Source organism: Sunxiuqinia sp. (genome assembly GCF_055140945.1).
The window spans coordinates 54,187-71,107 of record NZ_JBSQYS010000020.1; the positions used below are offsets into that span (position 1 = coordinate 54,187).

17 protein-coding genes are annotated in these 16,921 nt (G+C 40.0%); 11 read left to right on the forward strand and 6 right to left on the reverse strand.

What is annotated here, in order from left to right:
• Positions 1-5 precede the first annotated feature (5 nt).
• From ACTB00_RS11155 to ACTB00_RS11180, 6 genes are read left to right on the forward strand one after another with little or no spacing between them, the layout of a single operon-like run.
• On the forward strand, positions 6-857 hold the full coding sequence (locus tag ACTB00_RS11155) for a CheR family methyltransferase (protein WP_463300000.1): 852 nt from the start codon (positions 6-8) through the stop codon (positions 855-857).
• Positions 854-1,717 carry a sensor histidine kinase gene (locus ACTB00_RS11160; RefSeq protein ID WP_463300001.1) on the forward strand — a complete coding sequence of 288 codons (864 nt, stop codon included), beginning with the start codon at positions 854-856 and terminating at the stop codon, positions 1,715-1,717. The genes ACTB00_RS11155 and ACTB00_RS11160 overlap by 4 nt, the downstream gene beginning before the upstream one ends.
• A gap of 41 nt (positions 1,718-1,758) precedes the next feature.
• Positions 1,759-2,184 (forward strand): chemotaxis protein CheD, encoded by a 426-nt coding sequence (locus ACTB00_RS11165; protein WP_463300002.1) that lies wholly within the window; start codon positions 1,759-1,761, stop codon positions 2,182-2,184.
• Between the two features lie 8 nt (positions 2,185-2,192).
• On the forward strand, positions 2,193-3,245 hold the full coding sequence (locus tag ACTB00_RS11170; protein ID WP_463300003.1) for a protein-glutamate methylesterase/protein-glutamine glutaminase: 1,053 nt from the start codon (positions 2,193-2,195) through the stop codon (positions 3,243-3,245).
• 6 nt (positions 3,246-3,251) lie between these two features.
• Positions 3,252-4,820 carry a response regulator gene (locus ACTB00_RS11175; RefSeq protein WP_463300004.1) on the forward strand — a complete coding sequence of 523 codons (1,569 nt, stop codon included), beginning with the start codon at positions 3,252-3,254 and terminating at the stop codon, positions 4,818-4,820.
• Between the two features lie 41 nt (positions 4,821-4,861).
• Positions 4,862-5,248: a response regulator gene (locus ACTB00_RS11180; protein WP_463300005.1), complete on the forward strand. Its 387-nt coding sequence runs from the start codon at positions 4,862-4,864 to the stop codon at positions 5,246-5,248.
• Here ACTB00_RS11180 and ACTB00_RS11185 read toward each other — a convergent pair.
• A complete protein-coding gene (locus ACTB00_RS11185) occupies positions 5,240-6,436 on the reverse strand; it encodes a hypothetical protein (RefSeq protein ID WP_463300006.1) in 1,197 nt (398 codons plus the stop codon). The two genes, ACTB00_RS11180 and ACTB00_RS11185, sit on opposite strands and share 9 nt — an antisense overlap.
• 225 nt (positions 6,437-6,661) lie before the next feature.
• Between ACTB00_RS11185 and ACTB00_RS11190 the strand changes: the two genes are divergently transcribed.
• Positions 6,662-8,599, forward strand: a complete 1,938-nt coding sequence (locus ACTB00_RS11190) for an OmpA family protein (protein ID WP_463300007.1) — start codon at positions 6,662-6,664, stop codon at positions 8,597-8,599.
• Between the two features lie 58 nt (positions 8,600-8,657).
• Here ACTB00_RS11190 and elbB read toward each other — a convergent pair whose 3' ends face one another.
• The 5 genes from elbB to ACTB00_RS11215 all read right to left on the reverse strand — a co-directional run bounded on the left by elbB (position 8,658) and on the right by ACTB00_RS11215 (position 14,077).
• The gene (elbB, locus tag ACTB00_RS11195) at positions 8,658-9,314 is read right to left on the reverse strand and encodes an isoprenoid biosynthesis glyoxalase ElbB (protein ID WP_463300008.1); all 657 of its coding nucleotides are present in this window, start codon (positions 9,312-9,314) and stop codon (positions 8,658-8,660) included.
• 68 nt (positions 9,315-9,382) lie between these two features.
• A complete protein-coding gene (metA, locus tag ACTB00_RS11200; protein ID WP_321285686.1) occupies positions 9,383-10,300 on the reverse strand; it encodes a homoserine O-acetyltransferase MetA in 918 nt (305 codons plus the stop codon).
• A 58-nt stretch (positions 10,301-10,358) separates the two neighbouring features.
• A complete protein-coding gene (locus ACTB00_RS11205; RefSeq protein WP_463300009.1) occupies positions 10,359-11,663 on the reverse strand; it encodes an O-acetylhomoserine aminocarboxypropyltransferase/cysteine synthase family protein in 1,305 nt (434 codons plus the stop codon).
• A 17-nt stretch (positions 11,664-11,680) separates the two neighbouring features.
• Positions 11,681-13,027, reverse strand: a complete 1,347-nt coding sequence (locus ACTB00_RS11210; protein ID WP_463300010.1) for an amino acid kinase family protein — start codon at positions 13,025-13,027, stop codon at positions 11,681-11,683.
• A gap of 321 nt (positions 13,028-13,348) precedes the next feature.
• Positions 13,349-14,077 carry a hypothetical protein gene (locus tag ACTB00_RS11215; protein ID WP_463300011.1) on the reverse strand — a complete coding sequence of 243 codons (729 nt, stop codon included), beginning with the start codon at positions 14,075-14,077 and terminating at the stop codon, positions 13,349-13,351.
• Between the two features lie 267 nt (positions 14,078-14,344).
• Here ACTB00_RS11215 and ACTB00_RS11220 point away from each other — a divergent pair, with 267 nt between their 5' ends.
• From ACTB00_RS11220 to ACTB00_RS11235, 4 genes are all read left to right on the forward strand, one after another.
• A complete protein-coding gene (locus ACTB00_RS11220) occupies positions 14,345-14,947 on the forward strand; it encodes a hypothetical protein (protein WP_463300012.1) in 603 nt (200 codons plus the stop codon).
• Positions 14,948-15,303: 356 nt separating this feature from the next.
• Positions 15,304-16,050, forward strand: a complete 747-nt coding sequence (locus ACTB00_RS11225; RefSeq protein ID WP_463300013.1) for a hypothetical protein — start codon at positions 15,304-15,306, stop codon at positions 16,048-16,050.
• A 160-nt stretch (positions 16,051-16,210) separates the two neighbouring features.
• Positions 16,211-16,456: a hypothetical protein gene (locus ACTB00_RS11230; RefSeq protein WP_463300014.1), complete on the forward strand. Its 246-nt coding sequence runs from the start codon at positions 16,211-16,213 to the stop codon at positions 16,454-16,456.
• 45 nt (positions 16,457-16,501) lie between these two features.
• Positions 16,502-16,693 (forward strand): hypothetical protein, encoded by a 192-nt coding sequence (locus ACTB00_RS11235; RefSeq protein ID WP_463300015.1) that lies wholly within the window; start codon positions 16,502-16,504, stop codon positions 16,691-16,693.
• The last annotated feature ends 228 nt before the right edge of the window (positions 16,694-16,921 follow it).

A 16,921-nucleotide genomic window follows, 5' to 3' on the forward strand; every position in this document is an offset into this window, starting at 1 on the left:
AGCGAATGAGTGTTAAATTTGCCGAAATATCAGAACAAGATTTCTCTATCCTAAGTAAAATGCTTACTGAAAAGTATGGCATCAAACTTCCGATGGAGAAGCGGATTATGTTTCAGGCTCGGCTTCAAGGCAGACTCAGAGGATTGGGATATGCCAGCTTCTCTGATTATCGTGATTTTGTTCTTAATCCGGAACACACCAAGCAGGAGTTGGGTGAGATGATCGATCTGGTATCAACCAATAAAACAGAGTTTTTTAGAGAAAATGAGCATTTTGAATTGCTCAAGAAGGATATTTTACCACAATTAATATCGATGATCAATTTGGAAGAGCCATTTCTAAATTGTTGGAGTGCTGGATGCTCCAAGGGGCATGAGGCTTTTACGCTGGCGATGATTCTTGATGATTTTGAAAAAAAGTATTTGCCGGGATTCGATTTTCATATTCTTGGCACCGATGTTTCACGACAAATAATACAATATGCTCAAAAAGGCGTCTACCCTTTCTGTGAGTCAGAACAGATTCCAGTGGAATTTCGAAAAAGATATCTTCTGAAAAGTAAGGATCAAACGATCCCAAAGATTAAAATAGTAAATGCTCTTCGTTCACGAGTTGACTTCTGTTATGGTAACTTGATGGATGATGAATATGGATTGAAGTCTCGGTTCCAGATTATCTTCTTGCGAAATACATTGATTTATTTTGAAACCAAGACGCAAACAGCAATTTTACGGAAGGTAATCAAACAGTTACAACCCGGAGGCTTTTTATTTATTGGCCATTCAGAGTCGCTAATTAACCGCGGCTTGCCAATTGATTCAGTAGCTCCGAGTGTGTATCAAAAGACGATATTATGACAGAACAAGCAAATGAAAAATTACAGGAACAATGTCGGGCGCTGTTGAATCGGGTCGATGAACTTTCGACTAAGCTGTATCGTGTCAATAAAAAACTACACGATGCAGAAGCACTTAAAGGACACTTTATAAGCAATATCGCCAATGAAATTGTCAATCCGTTTTCAAGTATTACAGCATTGGCCGAAAATATTCAGCAATTGAAAGAAAACCAGATGACTGATGCAAAGAATATGGCATCAATGATATACTCCGAAGCTTTTCATCTCGACTTTCAGTTAAAAAATATTTTTGCAGCAGCGGAGGTCGAGGCTGGGTTGGATAATTTAAAACCGGTTTCGGTAAACATGGAGAGCTTATTTCATAAGGCGATCCAGTTTTTTCAAAAGCAATCTGATCAGAAGCGCATTAAAATAGAACTAAGGATACAAGATCAGAATAATGAATTAACATCGTTTGTTACTGATGAGGCGAAGTTCGAGTTGATTGTGAAAAATCTTCTGCATAATGCAATTAAATACAGTTTTGAGAACGGAGTCATTTCAATACATGTAAAGAAGGTGAAAAATGAGCTTTTTTGTAAGATTTGCGATTCAGGAAAGGGGATCAATGGAGAAGAAAAGCAATTTATTTTCGATCGTTTCAAACAGCTGGATGAACGCATAAATTCAATTAATACAGGACATGGCTTAGGGCTTTCAATTGTAAGTGCATATCTAAACTTGTTAGAAGGAAAAATTGAATTATCTGACAACGGACATCAAGGCACTTGCTTTGAAATCTCAATCAAAGAACTCGATAAAGATGATGATTGGGAAGAGTTGGACCAATTTCTGATAGATCCCGAAGAAAGCTTTTAATGTTGGTAGACCTTAGAACATATTATTTGCATCAATCAAAAATGATTGTATCGGAAGAACCTCTGATGGTGAATACCGTTTTGGGATCGTGCGTTTCTGTCTGCATGTTTGACACAGATCTGAAAATTGGTGGAATAAATCATTTTATGCTACCGCTTTGGAATGGTGAAGGACTAGAGAGCCCACGGTTTGGCAATGTTGCGATACCTAAATTAATAGAAGAATTAGTGAGAATAGGTGCCAGAAAGGAGAACTTAATTGCTAAAGTATTTGGAGGAGCTATGGTATTGGTTGAAGGGGATTCGCATTTTCGAACGGGCGAACGAAATTTATCGGTTGCTCTTCGGTTACTGAATGAATACAATATACCAATGGTAGCATCAAGCACCGGAGGAAATAGAGGAAGAAAAATACTTTTTGACACGTCGACAGGAAAGGTGCTACAGAAGTACCTAAACAAGCGATAGGAACGATAATGAATGAAAGAAAGATAAAAATCTTGATAATAGAGGATTCTGTCATGGTGCAGAAAGTCCTTCAGGATATTTTGAAGAAGAATGCACGTTTTGAGATTATTGGTATAGCCTCTGATCCGTATATTGCTGCAAAAAAAATTGCAAACGAGGTTCCTGATGTGATCACTCTGGACATTGAAATGCCTCGGATGAATGGTCTCACATTTCTTAAAAAGTTAATGAGACAGCACCCGATACCAGTGGTTGTTATTTCATCGCTCACTGAAGATCGATCTGATGTAGCTATCAAGGCGCTGGAGCTTGGTGCATCCGAAGTAATCAATAAGCCCCGATTAACCAGTAAAAAGGAAGTTGAAGAATATCAGATCAGGATTGGAGATGCAGTAATCGCTGCCGCAAAGCAAAAGAGCGGATATATGTCGATTTTTCCCAGCGGGAATCTGAATGAAGTTGTGTCTACTAGTGAGAGATCAGTTTCGACGAAAAGTCAGCGAAATAAAATTATTGCTATTGGTGCTTCTACAGGGGGTGTTGAGTTAATTTCAGATATTATTCAACATCTTCGAAACGATTTGCCACCGATTGTTATTGTTCAGCACATGCCTGGTGAGTTTACGAGAGCCTTTGCAAAACGGTTAAATCAGGACTCTGACCTAACTGTGAAGGAGGCAGAACAAAGTGAGATTTTGAAAATTGGTCATGTATACATTGCAAATGGAGACTTTCATTTAGTTGTTAAAGAGCGGGCTAATGATTATGTTTGTGAGCTTGTTAATGGAGAGCTAGTTAACCGACACAGACCATCTGTCGATGTGCTGTTCGAATCACTAACTCGCATAAAAGGTAGATTCATGGGGGTGCTCTTAACCGGAATGGGGAAGGATGGAGCAAGGGGTTTACTTGAACTTAAAGAGAAAGGAGCGGTCTGCATTGCTCAAAACGAAGAATCATCCGTAGTTTTTGGGATGCCCAAAGAAGCAATACAGCTTGGTGCAGCCGAATTTGTGGGGGATCCGTTACAGATAATAAACTGGATCAATAATTTTGCCTAACTAGATATGGGATCAACTAAAAACGTACCCAGAATTTTGATTGTTGAGGATATGCCAATTAATATTGACTTGATGAAGTCAATACTGGCTAAACGCAATTATCAGATTGTTGCAGCTAAGAATGGTAAGTCGGCTATTTCAAAAGCTAAAGCTAATCGATTCGATCTTATTCTTTTAGATATAATACTTCCGGATATTGACGGCTTCGAAGTTTGTCGTGAGATAAAAAACGAAAGCGTGAATAGTGGTACTCCAATCATCTTTTTAACAGGGCAACGCGATAATGACAGCTTAGTTACGGGATTTGAATTGGGAGCTGTTGATTATATCTTGAAGCCCTTTAGCGAACAAGAGCTTTTAGCCAGAGTAAATCTTCATCTGACCTTGTCGCAAACTCAAAGGGAGCTAAAAGAAGCAAAAGAAGAAGCCGAACAGGCTGCTAAAGAAAAGGCGATGTTTTTAGCCAATATGTCCCACGAAATTAGAACTCCGTTAAATGGAATTGTGGGGATGATAGATATTTTGAAAGGTACCGAGCTTGATGAACAACAAAAAGAATACGTTGAAATTGTCGATATCTCGAGCGAGACGTTATTGATGATCATCAACGATATCCTCGATTTCTCGAAAATAGAGGCTGGTCAAATTACCTTTGAAAGGATCACTTTTAAACTCGAGCGAGAAATCAATGAGGTTAAAAAGCTCTTAAATTATAAAGCTGAACAGAAAGGTCTTGAGCTAATCGTTGAAATAGAAGAGAATGTTCCTAAAATGATCCTCGGAGATCCACTTCGCTTAAAGCAAATTTTAATCAATCTAACCAATAATGCGATTAAGTTTACTGAGGCAGGCTTTGTGAAAATAAAAGTAAAACTTGATAGAAATTTAGGTGATAAAAACAGGTTGCGTTTTGAAGTTATAGATTCAGGGATTGGTATTTCTGAGGAGAATCAGACAAAGCTATTCAAATCATTTTCTCAGGCTGATACCAGTACAACACGCAAATTTGGTGGTACCGGTCTGGGCTTGGCAATTTCAAAACGATTATCAGGTCTTATGGGAGGCGAAATTGGGGTAACCAGCGATGAAGGAAATGGTTCAACTTTTTGGTTTACTGCTGTTCTTGATATTCCAAAGGAAATTTCCATTAAAGACGATTTAGACCAGATTGAAGTTTCTCATGAAAAGAGTGATAAAATTGTCTTGAGTATTTTATTAGCTGAGGATAATGCTATAAACCAGAAAGTGGCGATGCTAAATATTAAAAAACTCGGACACCATGTTGAATTAGCGCATAATGGGGTTGTGGCAGTAGAAATGTTTGCCAAAAAACAATTCGATTTTATCTTGATGGATATTCAAATGCCCGGCATGGATGGCATGGAAGCAACAAAGGCGATTCGAAAAATAGAGCAAGAGAGAAATGAGCAACATCCGATTCCGATTATAGCGCTAACCGCCAATATGTATAAAGACGATATTAAACGTTTTTTGGACTCAGGAATGAATGCTCACCTGGGCAAGCCATTTAAACCTGACGACCTGCAAGATGTTATTCAGAAGAATGTGGTATAATTCATTGTTTTTGTTTTATCTTCAAGGTAAAAAAGGAGACTATGGCTGCTGAATCACCCGATCTTTCATCGAAAACAGTACTCGTTGTTGAAGATAACAATACAAGTACAATCTATTTTAAAGCTGCACTGCAGAAGCTGAGTATTCAATTTATTTCGGCTACTACCGGTGTTGAAGCTGTCTCTATCTTTCGTGGTAATAAACATATTGATCTGGTATTAATGGATTTAAATATGCCGGAAATGGATGGCTTTGAGGCAACCAAAATTATGAAATCTATCCGTCCGGAGGTGCCGATTATTGCTCAAAGCGCATTTGTGTTGTCCGGTGAAGAAGAACGTAGTCTGAAAGCTGGGTGTGATGAGTTTTTATCGAAACCAATCCGCCTCAATCTTTTAACTGAAATGCTTTATCGTTATTTAAAATAGACGAATATAAGCTCCAAATTTGCTGTTTTTTGAAGGCGCTGTTAAAGCGACAAAGCCTTTTCTTAAAAGTTGATCCTCTGTTTCAGGAGGATTTTTTTTTGTTTCGAGCTTTGTAAAGTCCAAAAAGTTTTGTTGGGGATTATAATAGATCTCAAATTGACCGCAACTTTCAGGATGAATCCTTTGTTCTATCCGTTTGCTTAAGATCCCCATATTGCATCTTGGATTTATTTCGAGACAGGGGTGAATTTTCACCTGCTTTTCATCCAGAAAAATCAAAGCATCTATTCCCAAAAAACCTCTGTAATGCTTTGAGAATAGATTATCGCGAAGTCCGTTGAGTAATTGCTTTGTCAATTCGGTTAAGAGTCCGGCACTAACGTATTCGCTAAGTGTATCCGGCGAAGGGTTTAAATAATGACCTAGATATTGACCATTTTTGTTGGTTCTAAATTGACTTATCCCATGAAAAAAAACTTCGGTCTCACTCTTGATCTCAAATTGAAATGATAAGTCTGCCAGCTTATCAAAAAGAGGTTCTCCAACCAGGTATTTTTGCTGTTTTAAGTTTGTGTTGATCCACTGGATATTAGAAGTATTCAGCTGATTTTTTCGAATCACTTGCAATCCTCTGCCACTCGAACTTAATGGCGATTTTAATACGATTTGTTGCTTCTGTAGCAGAAAGCTTTCGACTTCTTCTACCGAACGGAGTATTTGTGGCTGTTGATGCTTGTCCGGGAAGAGAGAATTTGGATATTCTTCGGTTATTTGAGTTAAAAACCGGATCGCGTGTTTTCGCTCGAAAAGGTCACTGTTTATAGTTTTTTTGGTGTATACTTTTTGCTCCTTTATTTGATTGTATGCAGATAAATAATTGACTTCAGCCGGACTCCAGCCCCAGGGAGCGAGTTCAACAGCTTCATTGTGCAATAGCTCTAAAGAGTTCTTTTTGGAGGTCAGTTTCACTTCCGAAAGTCCCAATAGATCTAATGTCTTTCTGAAGTTTTCGTCAACACCCATTTCTTTAAGAACATGGTCGCCGCTATTCGCAAAAAAGACCATCAGAGTGGCCAGTTCTTCCTCAAAATTAGCCAATAATTCAGGCGCATTGTAATAAGGTGATTGGTTTGCGATGGCAATTTCACAAGTTGGATTGAAATGGAATATCTTTCTGTTTTTTGTCACATCGTTCAATTTGAAACCCTCAAAAATAGTTATTTTAAGGCTTTTCAAGAGTGATGATCAAATCTAAATACAATACTTTAGCTTTTTTTTGATCATTCTATCATTCTTATTTCAAATTTATATTGTACATAAAAGACATAATTTGTACTTTCACGGCAAGACTTTCTGTTTTTTAATTCCATTTATAAAATGATTCGTGAAAATGGACGTTAATAAAGCAGATTTATGAAATTACTAACTTCAATATTGGCATTTTTTTTGGCTTTTACCCTTTCTGCCCAAGAATTATCGACAAAGGATAAAGGAGCCCAAAAGCATTTTCAAAAAGCTATTCTTTTTTATCAGGCGAAAGATAATCTGGATGCAATTAGTCAGCTGGAGCAGGCTTTGGATGAAGATCCGGCGTTTGTTGAGGCGGCGTTGCTTTTGGCTGACGTTTACAACGAAATCAGAGAAGATAGCCTGCAAGTGGTTTATCTTGAAAGGGCTTTAAAAATAGATTCAAGCCATGCCGACAAAATAAATTACGTGTTAGGGAATACATATTATCGCATGGGAAAGTACCAGCTAGCGTTAGATGCCTATCGTCGTTTTATCGAAAAAGCAACGGAAGATCACCCCTTCTATACCAAAGCAACGGAAAAAGTGAAGCTTTGCCGATATGCAGTTACCTTGTTAAGTCATGCGACTGTTGTCGATGCCATTAACATGGGGTCCGAAATTAACTCCCGTTATGACGAATATTGGCCGAGTCTGACTGTAGATGGTAAAACGATTGTTTATACTCGCTTAACTCCTACAGGAAACGGTAGTCTTGCAAATCAGCGATTTCAGGAGGACTTTTATGTTGCCAGTCAGCAGAATGGAGTATGGCAGAAGTCTCGACCGATGACATCCATAAATACGGTTTATAATGAAGGGGCTCAAAGTATTTCGGCCGACGGTAAATTATTATTTTTTACCGCTTGTACACAAAATGACGGGTATGGAAGTTGCGATATTTATTATTCCAGAAACAAAGGAGCTATTTGGTCAAAACCTCAAAATGCCGGATTTCCGGTAAATACGGCTTCCTGGGAATCTCAGCCGTCGATCTCGGCAAATGGTGAGTATCTTTATTTTGCCAGTAATCGGAAGGGGGGAAAAGGTGGAATGGATATCTGGCGTTGCCGGCTCAATGGTTTTTACACTTCGGGAGATCCCCGCTGGAGTGAACCTGAAAATTTGGGCGATTCAATAAATACGTCGGGTAACGAAACCTCACCTTTCATTCATGCTGATGGGCGGACGCTGTACTTTTCGTCTGACACGCATCCTGGGCTTGGTGGCTCTGATGTTTTTTATTCCCGTTTGATGGGAGATTCAACCTGGAAGACTCCGGAGAATATGGGCTATCCGATCAATACCCATAAAGACGAGCAGGGGCTAATTGTAAATGCAGCCGGTGAAACGGCCTATTTTTCATCCGATCGGCCCGGATCGGAAGGCTTAGATCTATATCAATTTGAGCTGGCAGAGAATGTGCGCCCTACACCCGTTTCCTATGTTCAGGGGAAAGTCTATGATAAGGAGAGTGAACGTCCGTTATGTGCGCAGATTGAGCTGATTAATCTGGACAATAATCAAGTTGTTGCAAAAGCTGAATCTTGTTGGGAACGGGGTGAATTCTTAATGTGCCTGCCACTGGGAAAAGAATATGCCTTCAACGTTTCGAGAACCGGGTATCTTTTTCACTCCGAGAATTTTGCTCTTAAACAAGTTCGAAAAGCGGACAATCCAATTAAACTGAGTATTCCGCTTAGCGCAATTAAGATTGGAAACACTGCTGTTCTTCGGAATATTTTTTTCGAAACGGGTAAATACAATTTACTTCCACAGTCTAAGTCTGAACTGGAGAAGTTAATCGTTTTTTTGAAAAATAATCCACAGGTTAAAATTGAAATTGGGGGACATACTGACCATGTAGGAGGAGAAGAAATGAACCAGGTGCTTTCGGAAAAACGAGCAAAAGCAGTGTTTGATTATCTTGTTGAAAGTAACGTTAGTCAGGATCGATTGACTTTTAAAGGATACGGATTTTCAATGCCTATTGAGAGTAATGAAAGCAAAGAGGGGAGAGCAAAAAACCGCCGAACTGAATTTAAAATTATTGCAAATCAATAAAAAATGAGCTGCATGTTTCTTCTGTTGCAGCTCATCACTATTCTCAATTTCTTTTCTGTCAGATGGTTTTCAAAATTGCTTTGATTACATTATTTGCACCTGTTGCAATTTGCTCAATATTTGCATCCAACATGTAGCATGGTGTTGTGAAAACCTTGTGTTTTTCGTCGTATACCACCTCGCCGTGAGTTGTATTTGTATGCTTGCCTCCCATTTTTTCAATGGCTCCAGCCGTTCCCGAATCATTACCGATAGTCACTTCCACATCTTTCAATATTTTGGTTATCACAGCAGGGGCAATACAAATAGCGCCAATTGGCTTGCCGGCATCAACAGTATCAAGCACTGCTTTTTCAATATCAGAATTTACGGTACAGTCCGGGCCATCAAACGCAAAAGTGCATAGATTTTTAGCCGCTCCAAATCCTCCGGGAATCACCAAAGCATCAAAATTTTCAGCTTTGTAGGTATTTAAATCTGCGATTTTGCCACGGGCAATTCTAGCTGATTCCACCAAAACATTTCGTTTTTCAGGCATTTCCTCTCCGGTGAGATGGTTAATTACATGAGCTTGCTCAATGTTGGGAGCGAAGATTTCGTAGCTGGCTCCTTGTTGCGCAATAGCAAGCATGGTTAATGTTGTCTCATGAATTTCTGATCCGTCGTATACGCCATTGCCGGAAAGGACAAGGGCTATTTTTTTCTTTTCTGTCATCGCATTGAATTTTTGGTTCGCTTAAAATTAATGAATTTTCAAGAACCATAAAATTACCAATACGGTGATTATCGAATATCTTCCAGATCGTAAGGCGTTAACTGATAAACGTAATAGTTGAGCCAATTGGAAAACAGTAAGTTGGCTGCAGATCGCCATTTCATGATCGGCTTTTGTGAAGGATCATCATTAGGGAAATAATTTTTAGGAACTTCAATGGGAAGTTTTTTCTTCAAATCGCGGTGATATTCATTACTCAAGGTTTCTCTGGAATACTCAGAATGCCCTGTAATGAACAATTGGCGTCCGTTTTTGGCTATTACCATATTCACACCCGATTCTTCTGAAGTGGAGATGACTTCCAGCTCAGGAACTTTGTCAATATCCTCTTTTCTAATTTCGGTATGTCGTGAGTGTGGTACAAAATACTCATCATCAAAACCTCTGAAAATCGGAATCTTATTATCAGAAGGTCGATGTTTAAACACCCCAAATGTTTTCTTTTCTAAATCATATTTGGGAATGCCGTAGAAATGATACAAACTGGCTTGCGATCCCCAACAAATGAATAGGGAAGAGGTCACGTTGTGGACTGACCAATCCATAATTTCTTTCATCTCATTCCAGTAGGTCACTTCCTCAAAAGGAAGCTGCTCAACTGGTGCTCCGGTAATAATCATGCCATCATATTTGTTCTTCTTGATTTTATCAAAAGTGGTATAAAAAGCCCGCATGTGTTCTGCTGAAGTATTTTTATGTCGATGACCTTTGATTTTCAAAAAATCAATTTCAACCTGTAACGGAGTATTCGACAATAAACGCAATAAATCGGTTTCCGTTGAGATTTTTAATGGCATCAGGTTTAAGATGACAATTCTCAATGGGCGAATATCCTGATGAGATGCTTTGGTTTTGTCAATGACAAAGATGTTTTCCTTTTGAAGCAACTCAATTGCCGGTAATTGATCTGGAATATTTAATGGCATTTTTCTTTGTTTTAAAAAGTCTTCCGGATGTCAGTTCTGAGCATCCGGAAGCTATTTGTTAACCTATTTGGTTTAAAGCCTGCTCAAAGTCGGCTTTAATATCGTCAATATGTTCTAGCCCAACTGAAACACGAAGCTGTGCCGGATAAACTCCTGCAGCTAACTGTGCTTCTGCTGATAACTGCTGGTGCGTTGTTGCCGCGGGTTGAATAATCAAAGTTTTCGCATCACCCACATTCGCCAGGTGGCTTACCAACTTTAAGCTTTCTACTACCTTTTTGGCTTCTTCTTCTGTTCCTTTTACAAGGAATGAAAGCATACTCCCAGCTCCCTTCGGCAGGTATTTCTGTGCCAGTTCATACGAAGGACTACTTTTCAGTCCGGGGTAGTTTACACTTTCAACCGTTGGGTGGTTTTCGAGCCATTCAGCCAGCGCTTTTGCATTCTCAACATGTCTTTCAAGGCGCAAAGATAAAGTTTCCAATCCTTGTAGCAATAGGAAAGAGTTAAAAGGACTAATTGCCGGTCCAAAATCACGCAATCCTTCAACACGCGCTTTTATGATGAACGCTATATTGCCAAATGGTCCATCGAAATTGAAGACGTCCCAATATTTTAGTCCATGGTAGCCCGGTGAAGGCTCGGTGAACCCGGGAAATTTTCCGTTGCCCCAGTTGTAGTTTCCGGCATCAACAATCACACCGCCAATACTTGTTCCATGTCCGCCGATCCATTTCGTTGCCGACTCTACAACGATGTTGGCTCCATGCTCGATGGGGCGGAACAAATAACCGGCTCCGGCAAATGTATTATCCACAATCAAAGGGATGTCATATTTTTTAGCAATTTCGGCTATGGCATCGAAGTCAGGAATTACAAAGGCCGGGTTGCCAATCGTTTCCAGATAAATTGCTTTGGTTTTGTCATCAATCAACTTTTCAAATGAAGCTGGTTCCAGATCTTTCGTCAGGCGAGCGTCAATTCCGTGACGTTTAAATGAAACGGTAAACTGATTGTATGAGCCTCCATATAAGTAGGGAGAACTTACAAAGTTATCGCCCATTTCAAGCAGTGTGTTGAAAACCAGAAACTGTGCTGCATGACCGGAAGCTACCGCTAATGCTGCCGCACCGCCTTCAAGGGCTGCTACGCGTTGTTCAAACACATCAGATGTCGGATTCATGATGCGTGTGTAGATATTTCCAAACTCTTTCAGTGCAAAAAGATTAGCTGCATGGTCAGAATCATTAAACACGTACGACGTGGTTTGGTGAATTGGAACTGCACGCGATCCTGTCGTTGGGTCTGGCTCTTGCCCTGCATGAAGCTGCAGCGTTTCGAATTTTAATTTTTCGGTAGTCATTGTACTAATTTTTGTGGTTAATTATTAAAAAATATTTTGTGAATCTCGTGTATCGCTTTTATTTTATCCTGTTCATCAACAACCAGGTAGCTGACAAGGTCAGATGCGCCCGAACCGCTTATCAATACATTGATTTTGTGTTTTGCTACAGCTGAAAACAATTGAGCGGAAATACCATGGTTTGTTTGCATGCCATGACCAACAATGGCGATAAGGGAAATGTTCGAAACCACTTCTGCTTGGCTAACTGATGGTAGCTCTAATTGTTGACTTATCGCTTCGGCTTTAACAGCATCAGATTTGTTGATAATGATATTAATGCTGGTTTGCGCTGTGATAACCGATCGGATGTTGATTTGGTGCTTGGCAAAAGCCGATGTAACAATGGATAGAATACCAGGCTTAAAACCAACCCCCGGACCATTCAGCTTAAAAATGGCGATGTCATCACTGTGAGCGACACTTTTTATTGTTTTGTTTTTGTTGGTATTGGAGGAATTGATTGTCGTTTTCAGTTGTTTTTTTCCTTGGAACAACTCATAGATTTTGATTGGGATGTGTTGCTCGGTTAGCGGTTCTACAATTCGTGGATGAATGGAAGAGTGCTGAAAATAGGCTAACTCTGAAGCTTCAGCATAAGTCAGATTTTCAATGTATTTAGCATCTCGAATGATGGCATCATCAGCGGTTTTGAATGATTTACTGATTTCCCACAATTCCAATTGCTCAACTTGTAAAATTGAAGCTATTGCAGCGGCGGTATAATCGGCTGCCCGCTCTCCCAGTCGAGCTATTTTGCCAGCCGTGGTTATGCCATAGGATCCCGGAACAAGGGAAAGTTTGCCCCAGTTATGACTTTTAATCTTTTTGCTTGATGCTTCTTTATGTATGGATGCATTGCCGTATTCATTGCTTGCAATTAGTCCGAGTTGGTGAGGTAATATGAAATCGGATGTTTGACCATGTTGAATTAAAATATCCTGAAGGAGAGCAGTTGTTAGTATTTCAGCATAACTCAGCACGTGGTCTTTCAGTGATAACGAATAATCTCCGGTGTATTCAATCCCCTGTAAAAGCGGTTGAAGAAGGCTTAGTGAATCCTCAAATGAATTAATTTTTGTGAACCGATAAAGTTGGACAATTTGCTTAGCTTCCTGATGCAAGTCTGCAATTACTTCAGCATGTTTTTTTGATGAAGCACTTAGTAAGTCGAGAGCTGAAATTAATACGTGTTGAATTCTTTCCGAAGCCGATATAACAACGATCTGCTGGTATTCAGCTTTTGTTACAATCGATAAAAACGATTGAATAATTTCAGGCTTACTGATATTGTTTCCTCCAAGCCTTACGACATGTATAGACATAAATCTTCAATTAAGTTAAACGAAAAGGTTGTAATGTGATGAGTGAAATTGTGGGGTGCCTTCAATCCGTACTAACGACAATACTGAATGAAGGCTATCGCATGCACATAACTGCGCATGACATGGACATAGACATTTCAGCAGCACCGATAAAAAGAGCTGTAGAATTTTGCTGATATGTTACTTGGTTATCCATTTTTGTCTTCGATAGAGATGCAAACCTATGTATTTTTATTTAAAAACAAAAGTTATTTAGAAAAAGTTTAAATAGCTATTTGGGGAAGTCTTAAATACAAAGGGGGTAGCTGGAATTGGGTATTCTTAATACGGAGCGTATTGCTCTTGCTTAAAAAGCATTTCAATCTGATCGTCATCCACAGGTAAGATCAGTTTTATAAATTGAGCACTCGGTACTGACTTAAAAAAAACTTTTCCCTGCATCGAATAATTACTCTCAAGTGTCGTTTTTCGAACCGTACTGCTTACCCAATCTTCGCGAAGCATATTTAAATTTTGAGTTTCAATTTCATTTTCGACACCCTCAATCTGGGTGGTTTCAAAGAGGTGAGTTCGCCAGTGATCATTTCGAGGATTATCATCACTTATTACTGCAACTTCTGTTGCAATATCGATACCTGCAGCAATTAAACTCAATCCCAGTTGGTTTTTCGAACGAGCCTCGTTAACCGATAAGCTTTTGTCTATTCCCATGATTTCTTCTTCCGGGTCGATGGCGCTCATTGGTTCCACGAGTTGTTTATTCATGAGTGTATCGTAGGCCATGTACGAGAAGTTAACAGGATCAATCAATATTGGCATATTGGATCGGTTGATGACGTGAAAGTCGAACCAGTATTCATCATTTACAGTACGGTCAAATCCAACTTCGTAGATAATCCCGTAGAGTGAATCAACAGCAAATGATTGTCCAAAAAGCCATTTGATATCTTCATGTTGAGGCTCGAGTTTGATAATGTTTTTTGGAGCACTGCACGAGCTCAGGATCAAAATCATCAACCAGAGAATGGAATAGTTACGATTGCTTTTCATCGTGTTTTGTGTTTTTGCTCTAACTCTCAAATACAGTGCCAAATTCAATATTAAACAAGGCTCAACTGATGCCTGTTAAGTCGACCAGAAAAGATCAATACTTTTTGCGATCGACTTAACCGCCATAATACCGATAAACTATATCGTTAGGTGCCTATTGTGAAAGAATCTAATTTTGTTTAATTTTAATTAGAAGAGTAAGATGTCTTAAAATATGATTAATCGATGTGTTTTAGACTCTCACCTGCTAACTTAAGATTAGAATGTATGGAAATAACAGAAATAGCGGCACTGGTTGCTCCAGTATTGGGTTCCATTCCTATTGTTACGAAGTGGATTAACGACCGGTCGAATGAAGCAGCTAATCGCAGAGGCTTACAAAAAGCCAAAGCGCAAATCGAGTTTTGGCAAATGTGGTTAAAAGCACAGCGGGAAGTTTCGACAGATGAGCGTTTTGATCGGTTGAAAAACGATGTCGCCAGGCATTTTGATGAGCTTGTTATAGAGAAGGAAGAATTTGGAACTAAAAAATCGGCAGCCGATGGAGATGAAATGCGACATTCCTTTTTGCAACGAATGCTGTTAGCTTATTTCCCTCATACTGGTTTGGGCTGGGTTCTGCATACGCTCTTTTATATGAGTTTATCTTTTGTAGGGCTGATGCTTTTGGGTTCAGCAATTCCCGAAAATAAACCGGATGATCCCATGAGTTGGGATGTTTTTGTCACTCAACTTGACTTTGTAATCCCTGTGCTTCTCATTTTTACGGTATTTGCTTTCATTTTAGTACGCCTGGCTAACCGGGCAGAAAAACGATATCAAAAGAAGACTGCAGCGGTGAATAACGAAAAACAACAAGATCCATCTTGATTGGGATATAACACCGGATCATAATGTTCGGGTTTTAAATGAGACCATTGATTATTACCGGTATTTTGATGCCACTCAGCAAACCGAGTTTTTGTTTGAGTGTGTGTGTGATACCATCAATCGAATCATCCCCGAGGAAGTCAATTATATTCTGAAATATGATTTATCGGCTCCGAATTCTTCGTCTTCAATTCAGGTGTTGTTTGAAGGCTTAAAGTGCCCTTCATAGTCCCACAGTGCCGTTTCAGGCCCTAAAATGCGCCGTTCATCAAATTGTTTCAATATGATGTGTATTGAACAATTGGTTTCAGTAACTTATGATCAATTTAATTTTTAACCTTTAAACAAATAAGATTATGAGTAATGCAGAAAATTTGGCAAGCTGCATGGACGCGATCCTTGCCATTCCTACTGATCAGGTTTTGGAACCCAACATCCCCGTTGATGTATTTGTACAAGAAGCAGAGAACCTCGTGCACTGGAGTAAGGACGACCTCCCTTTACTGAAAAATGCAGGGATAAATGCTCAAAAAATTAATGATCTGAATGCCCGTGCAGGGGCGTGTCGCGAAGCCCAATCGTTGTGGGTGAAAGACCGCCGGTCGGTGAAAGATGCTCAACGGCAATGGAACGAAGAGTCGCCTGCCGCCTATGATTTGCGCGATGAACTGTTGCATACTTACCGTTACGCCTTCCGCACGGATGAAAAACTATTGGGACGGGTGGCCGAGATTGCCGATGGCGCGGGAAATGCCGATATGGTTCAGGACCTAAACGACCTGGCTGTATTGGGCCGTGAAAACCTTCCCTTGTTGAATGCGATTAATTTTGATGCCACCAGGTTGGATACCGCAACCACCTTGTCGTCTGAAATGGGCGACCTGCTGGCTGCGTCCAATGGCGACAAGGCAAGTAACAACGACTCAAAAGTACTGCGCGACCGGGCTTACACCTATCTCAAGGAGTTGATGGACGAAGTGCGCGCCTGTGGCAAGTACCTGTTCTGGAAAAAACCGAACCGCCTGAAAGGTTACCAAAGTGATTTCTGGAGAAAACGCAACAGTAAAAAGAGCTCAGCGTCCGATGTCCCGGAAGAAGCCTGACAACTGGAAAACCTGCCTCACAAGTAGGTTTTTTTCGTTTCCGAGTGAAGATGTGAGCTATCCGAGTAAGTAATATGGAGTGGGCGAGTAGGGTTTTTGGCTTCCCTGTTGAACTCGGATGGGATCATGGCTTACTTGCCTGCCTCAAAACTTAACTAGTATGCCTGAAAACTTAACTCGTTCGCCTAAAAATTCAACTCGTATGTCCAAAGGCTTAACTAGCATGGGTACAACATTAACAGGGGCGCTTGGTTTGCTACTCGGTGTTAGCTTACGGGCAACGAACAAATTAAGTGCCGACGAGAAGGAATGGCTGGGTAACGATGACCCCGACTACCTGGATATAGAAGAAGTAAACGATATACTAAGTGATGGCGAAACCATCGATGAAGAGAGTTTCTTTTAACCGCTTAGCGGATTAAAAGCCATCGTCGAAAAAGTAAACAACTTAATGGGCTTATGCGACCAACTGGAGCAGGAAATACAAAGCAGCCAAAGCACCCGGGAAGATTGGATGAAGAGTCCTTTGCGGTCAGCCTTCGCCAAGACCCCGGCAGATCAGGTGATGAATGATTTGTCTGTAAAATCTGGTGTGTTGGGGATGGCTGCGGAACCGGGAGGGGAGTATAAGAAAAAGAAATGAGTGATTGGTTGAGAATGCTTCATTGTCATTCCTTCCGGAAGAATATTTCTTATGATATAAGTTCGTATAATTTCCGTACTCCACCGTGGTTTTTTAATGTAGTGCACCAACGCATGAAGCTGTCAATAATCATTCTCCTGTGTGTAAATATTTTTACATGCTCGTTTCATATTTTGTAGAAGTTTTTAAGTTTGAAACTCCAAACGAGTTTGAATTACAAAAAAGAGA

Coding starts and splice junctions, on each gene's coding strand:
- ACTB00_RS11155 (WP_463300000.1), top strand. CDS start 6: ATGAGTGTTAAATTTGCCGAAATATCAGAACAAGATTTCTCTATCCTA.
- ACTB00_RS11160 (WP_463300001.1), top strand. CDS start 854: ATGACAGAACAAGCAAATGAAAAATTACAGGAACAATGTCGGGCGCTG.
- ACTB00_RS11165 (WP_463300002.1), top strand. CDS start 1,759: ATGATTGTATCGGAAGAACCTCTGATGGTGAATACCGTTTTGGGATCG.
- ACTB00_RS11170 (WP_463300003.1), top strand. CDS start 2,193: ATGAATGAAAGAAAGATAAAAATCTTGATAATAGAGGATTCTGTCATG.
- ACTB00_RS11175 (WP_463300004.1), top strand. CDS start 3,252: ATGGGATCAACTAAAAACGTACCCAGAATTTTGATTGTTGAGGATATG.
- ACTB00_RS11180 (WP_463300005.1), top strand. CDS start 4,862: ATGGCTGCTGAATCACCCGATCTTTCATCGAAAACAGTACTCGTTGTT.
- ACTB00_RS11190 (WP_463300007.1), top strand. CDS start 6,662: ATGAAATTACTAACTTCAATATTGGCATTTTTTTTGGCTTTTACCCTT.
- elbB (WP_463300008.1), bottom strand. CDS start 9,314: ATGACAGAAAAGAAAAAAATAGCCCTTGTCCTTTCCGGCAATGGCGTA.
- metA (WP_321285686.1), bottom strand. CDS start 10,300: ATGCCATTAAATATTCCAGATCAATTACCGGCAATTGAGTTGCTTCAA.
- ACTB00_RS11205 (WP_463300009.1), bottom strand. CDS start 11,663: ATGACTACCGAAAAATTAAAATTCGAAACGCTGCAGCTTCATGCAGGG.
- ACTB00_RS11210 (WP_463300010.1), bottom strand. CDS start 13,027: ATGTCTATACATGTCGTAAGGCTTGGAGGAAACAATATCAGTAAGCCT.
- ACTB00_RS11215 (WP_463300011.1), bottom strand. CDS start 14,077: ATGAAAAGCAATCGTAACTATTCCATTCTCTGGTTGATGATTTTGATC.
- ACTB00_RS11220 (WP_463300012.1), top strand. CDS start 14,345: ATGGAAATAACAGAAATAGCGGCACTGGTTGCTCCAGTATTGGGTTCC.
- ACTB00_RS11225 (WP_463300013.1), top strand. CDS start 15,304: ATGAGTAATGCAGAAAATTTGGCAAGCTGCATGGACGCGATCCTTGCC.
- ACTB00_RS11230 (WP_463300014.1), top strand. CDS start 16,211: ATGCCTGAAAACTTAACTCGTTCGCCTAAAAATTCAACTCGTATGTCC.
- ACTB00_RS11235 (WP_463300015.1), top strand. CDS start 16,502: ATGGGCTTATGCGACCAACTGGAGCAGGAAATACAAAGCAGCCAAAGC.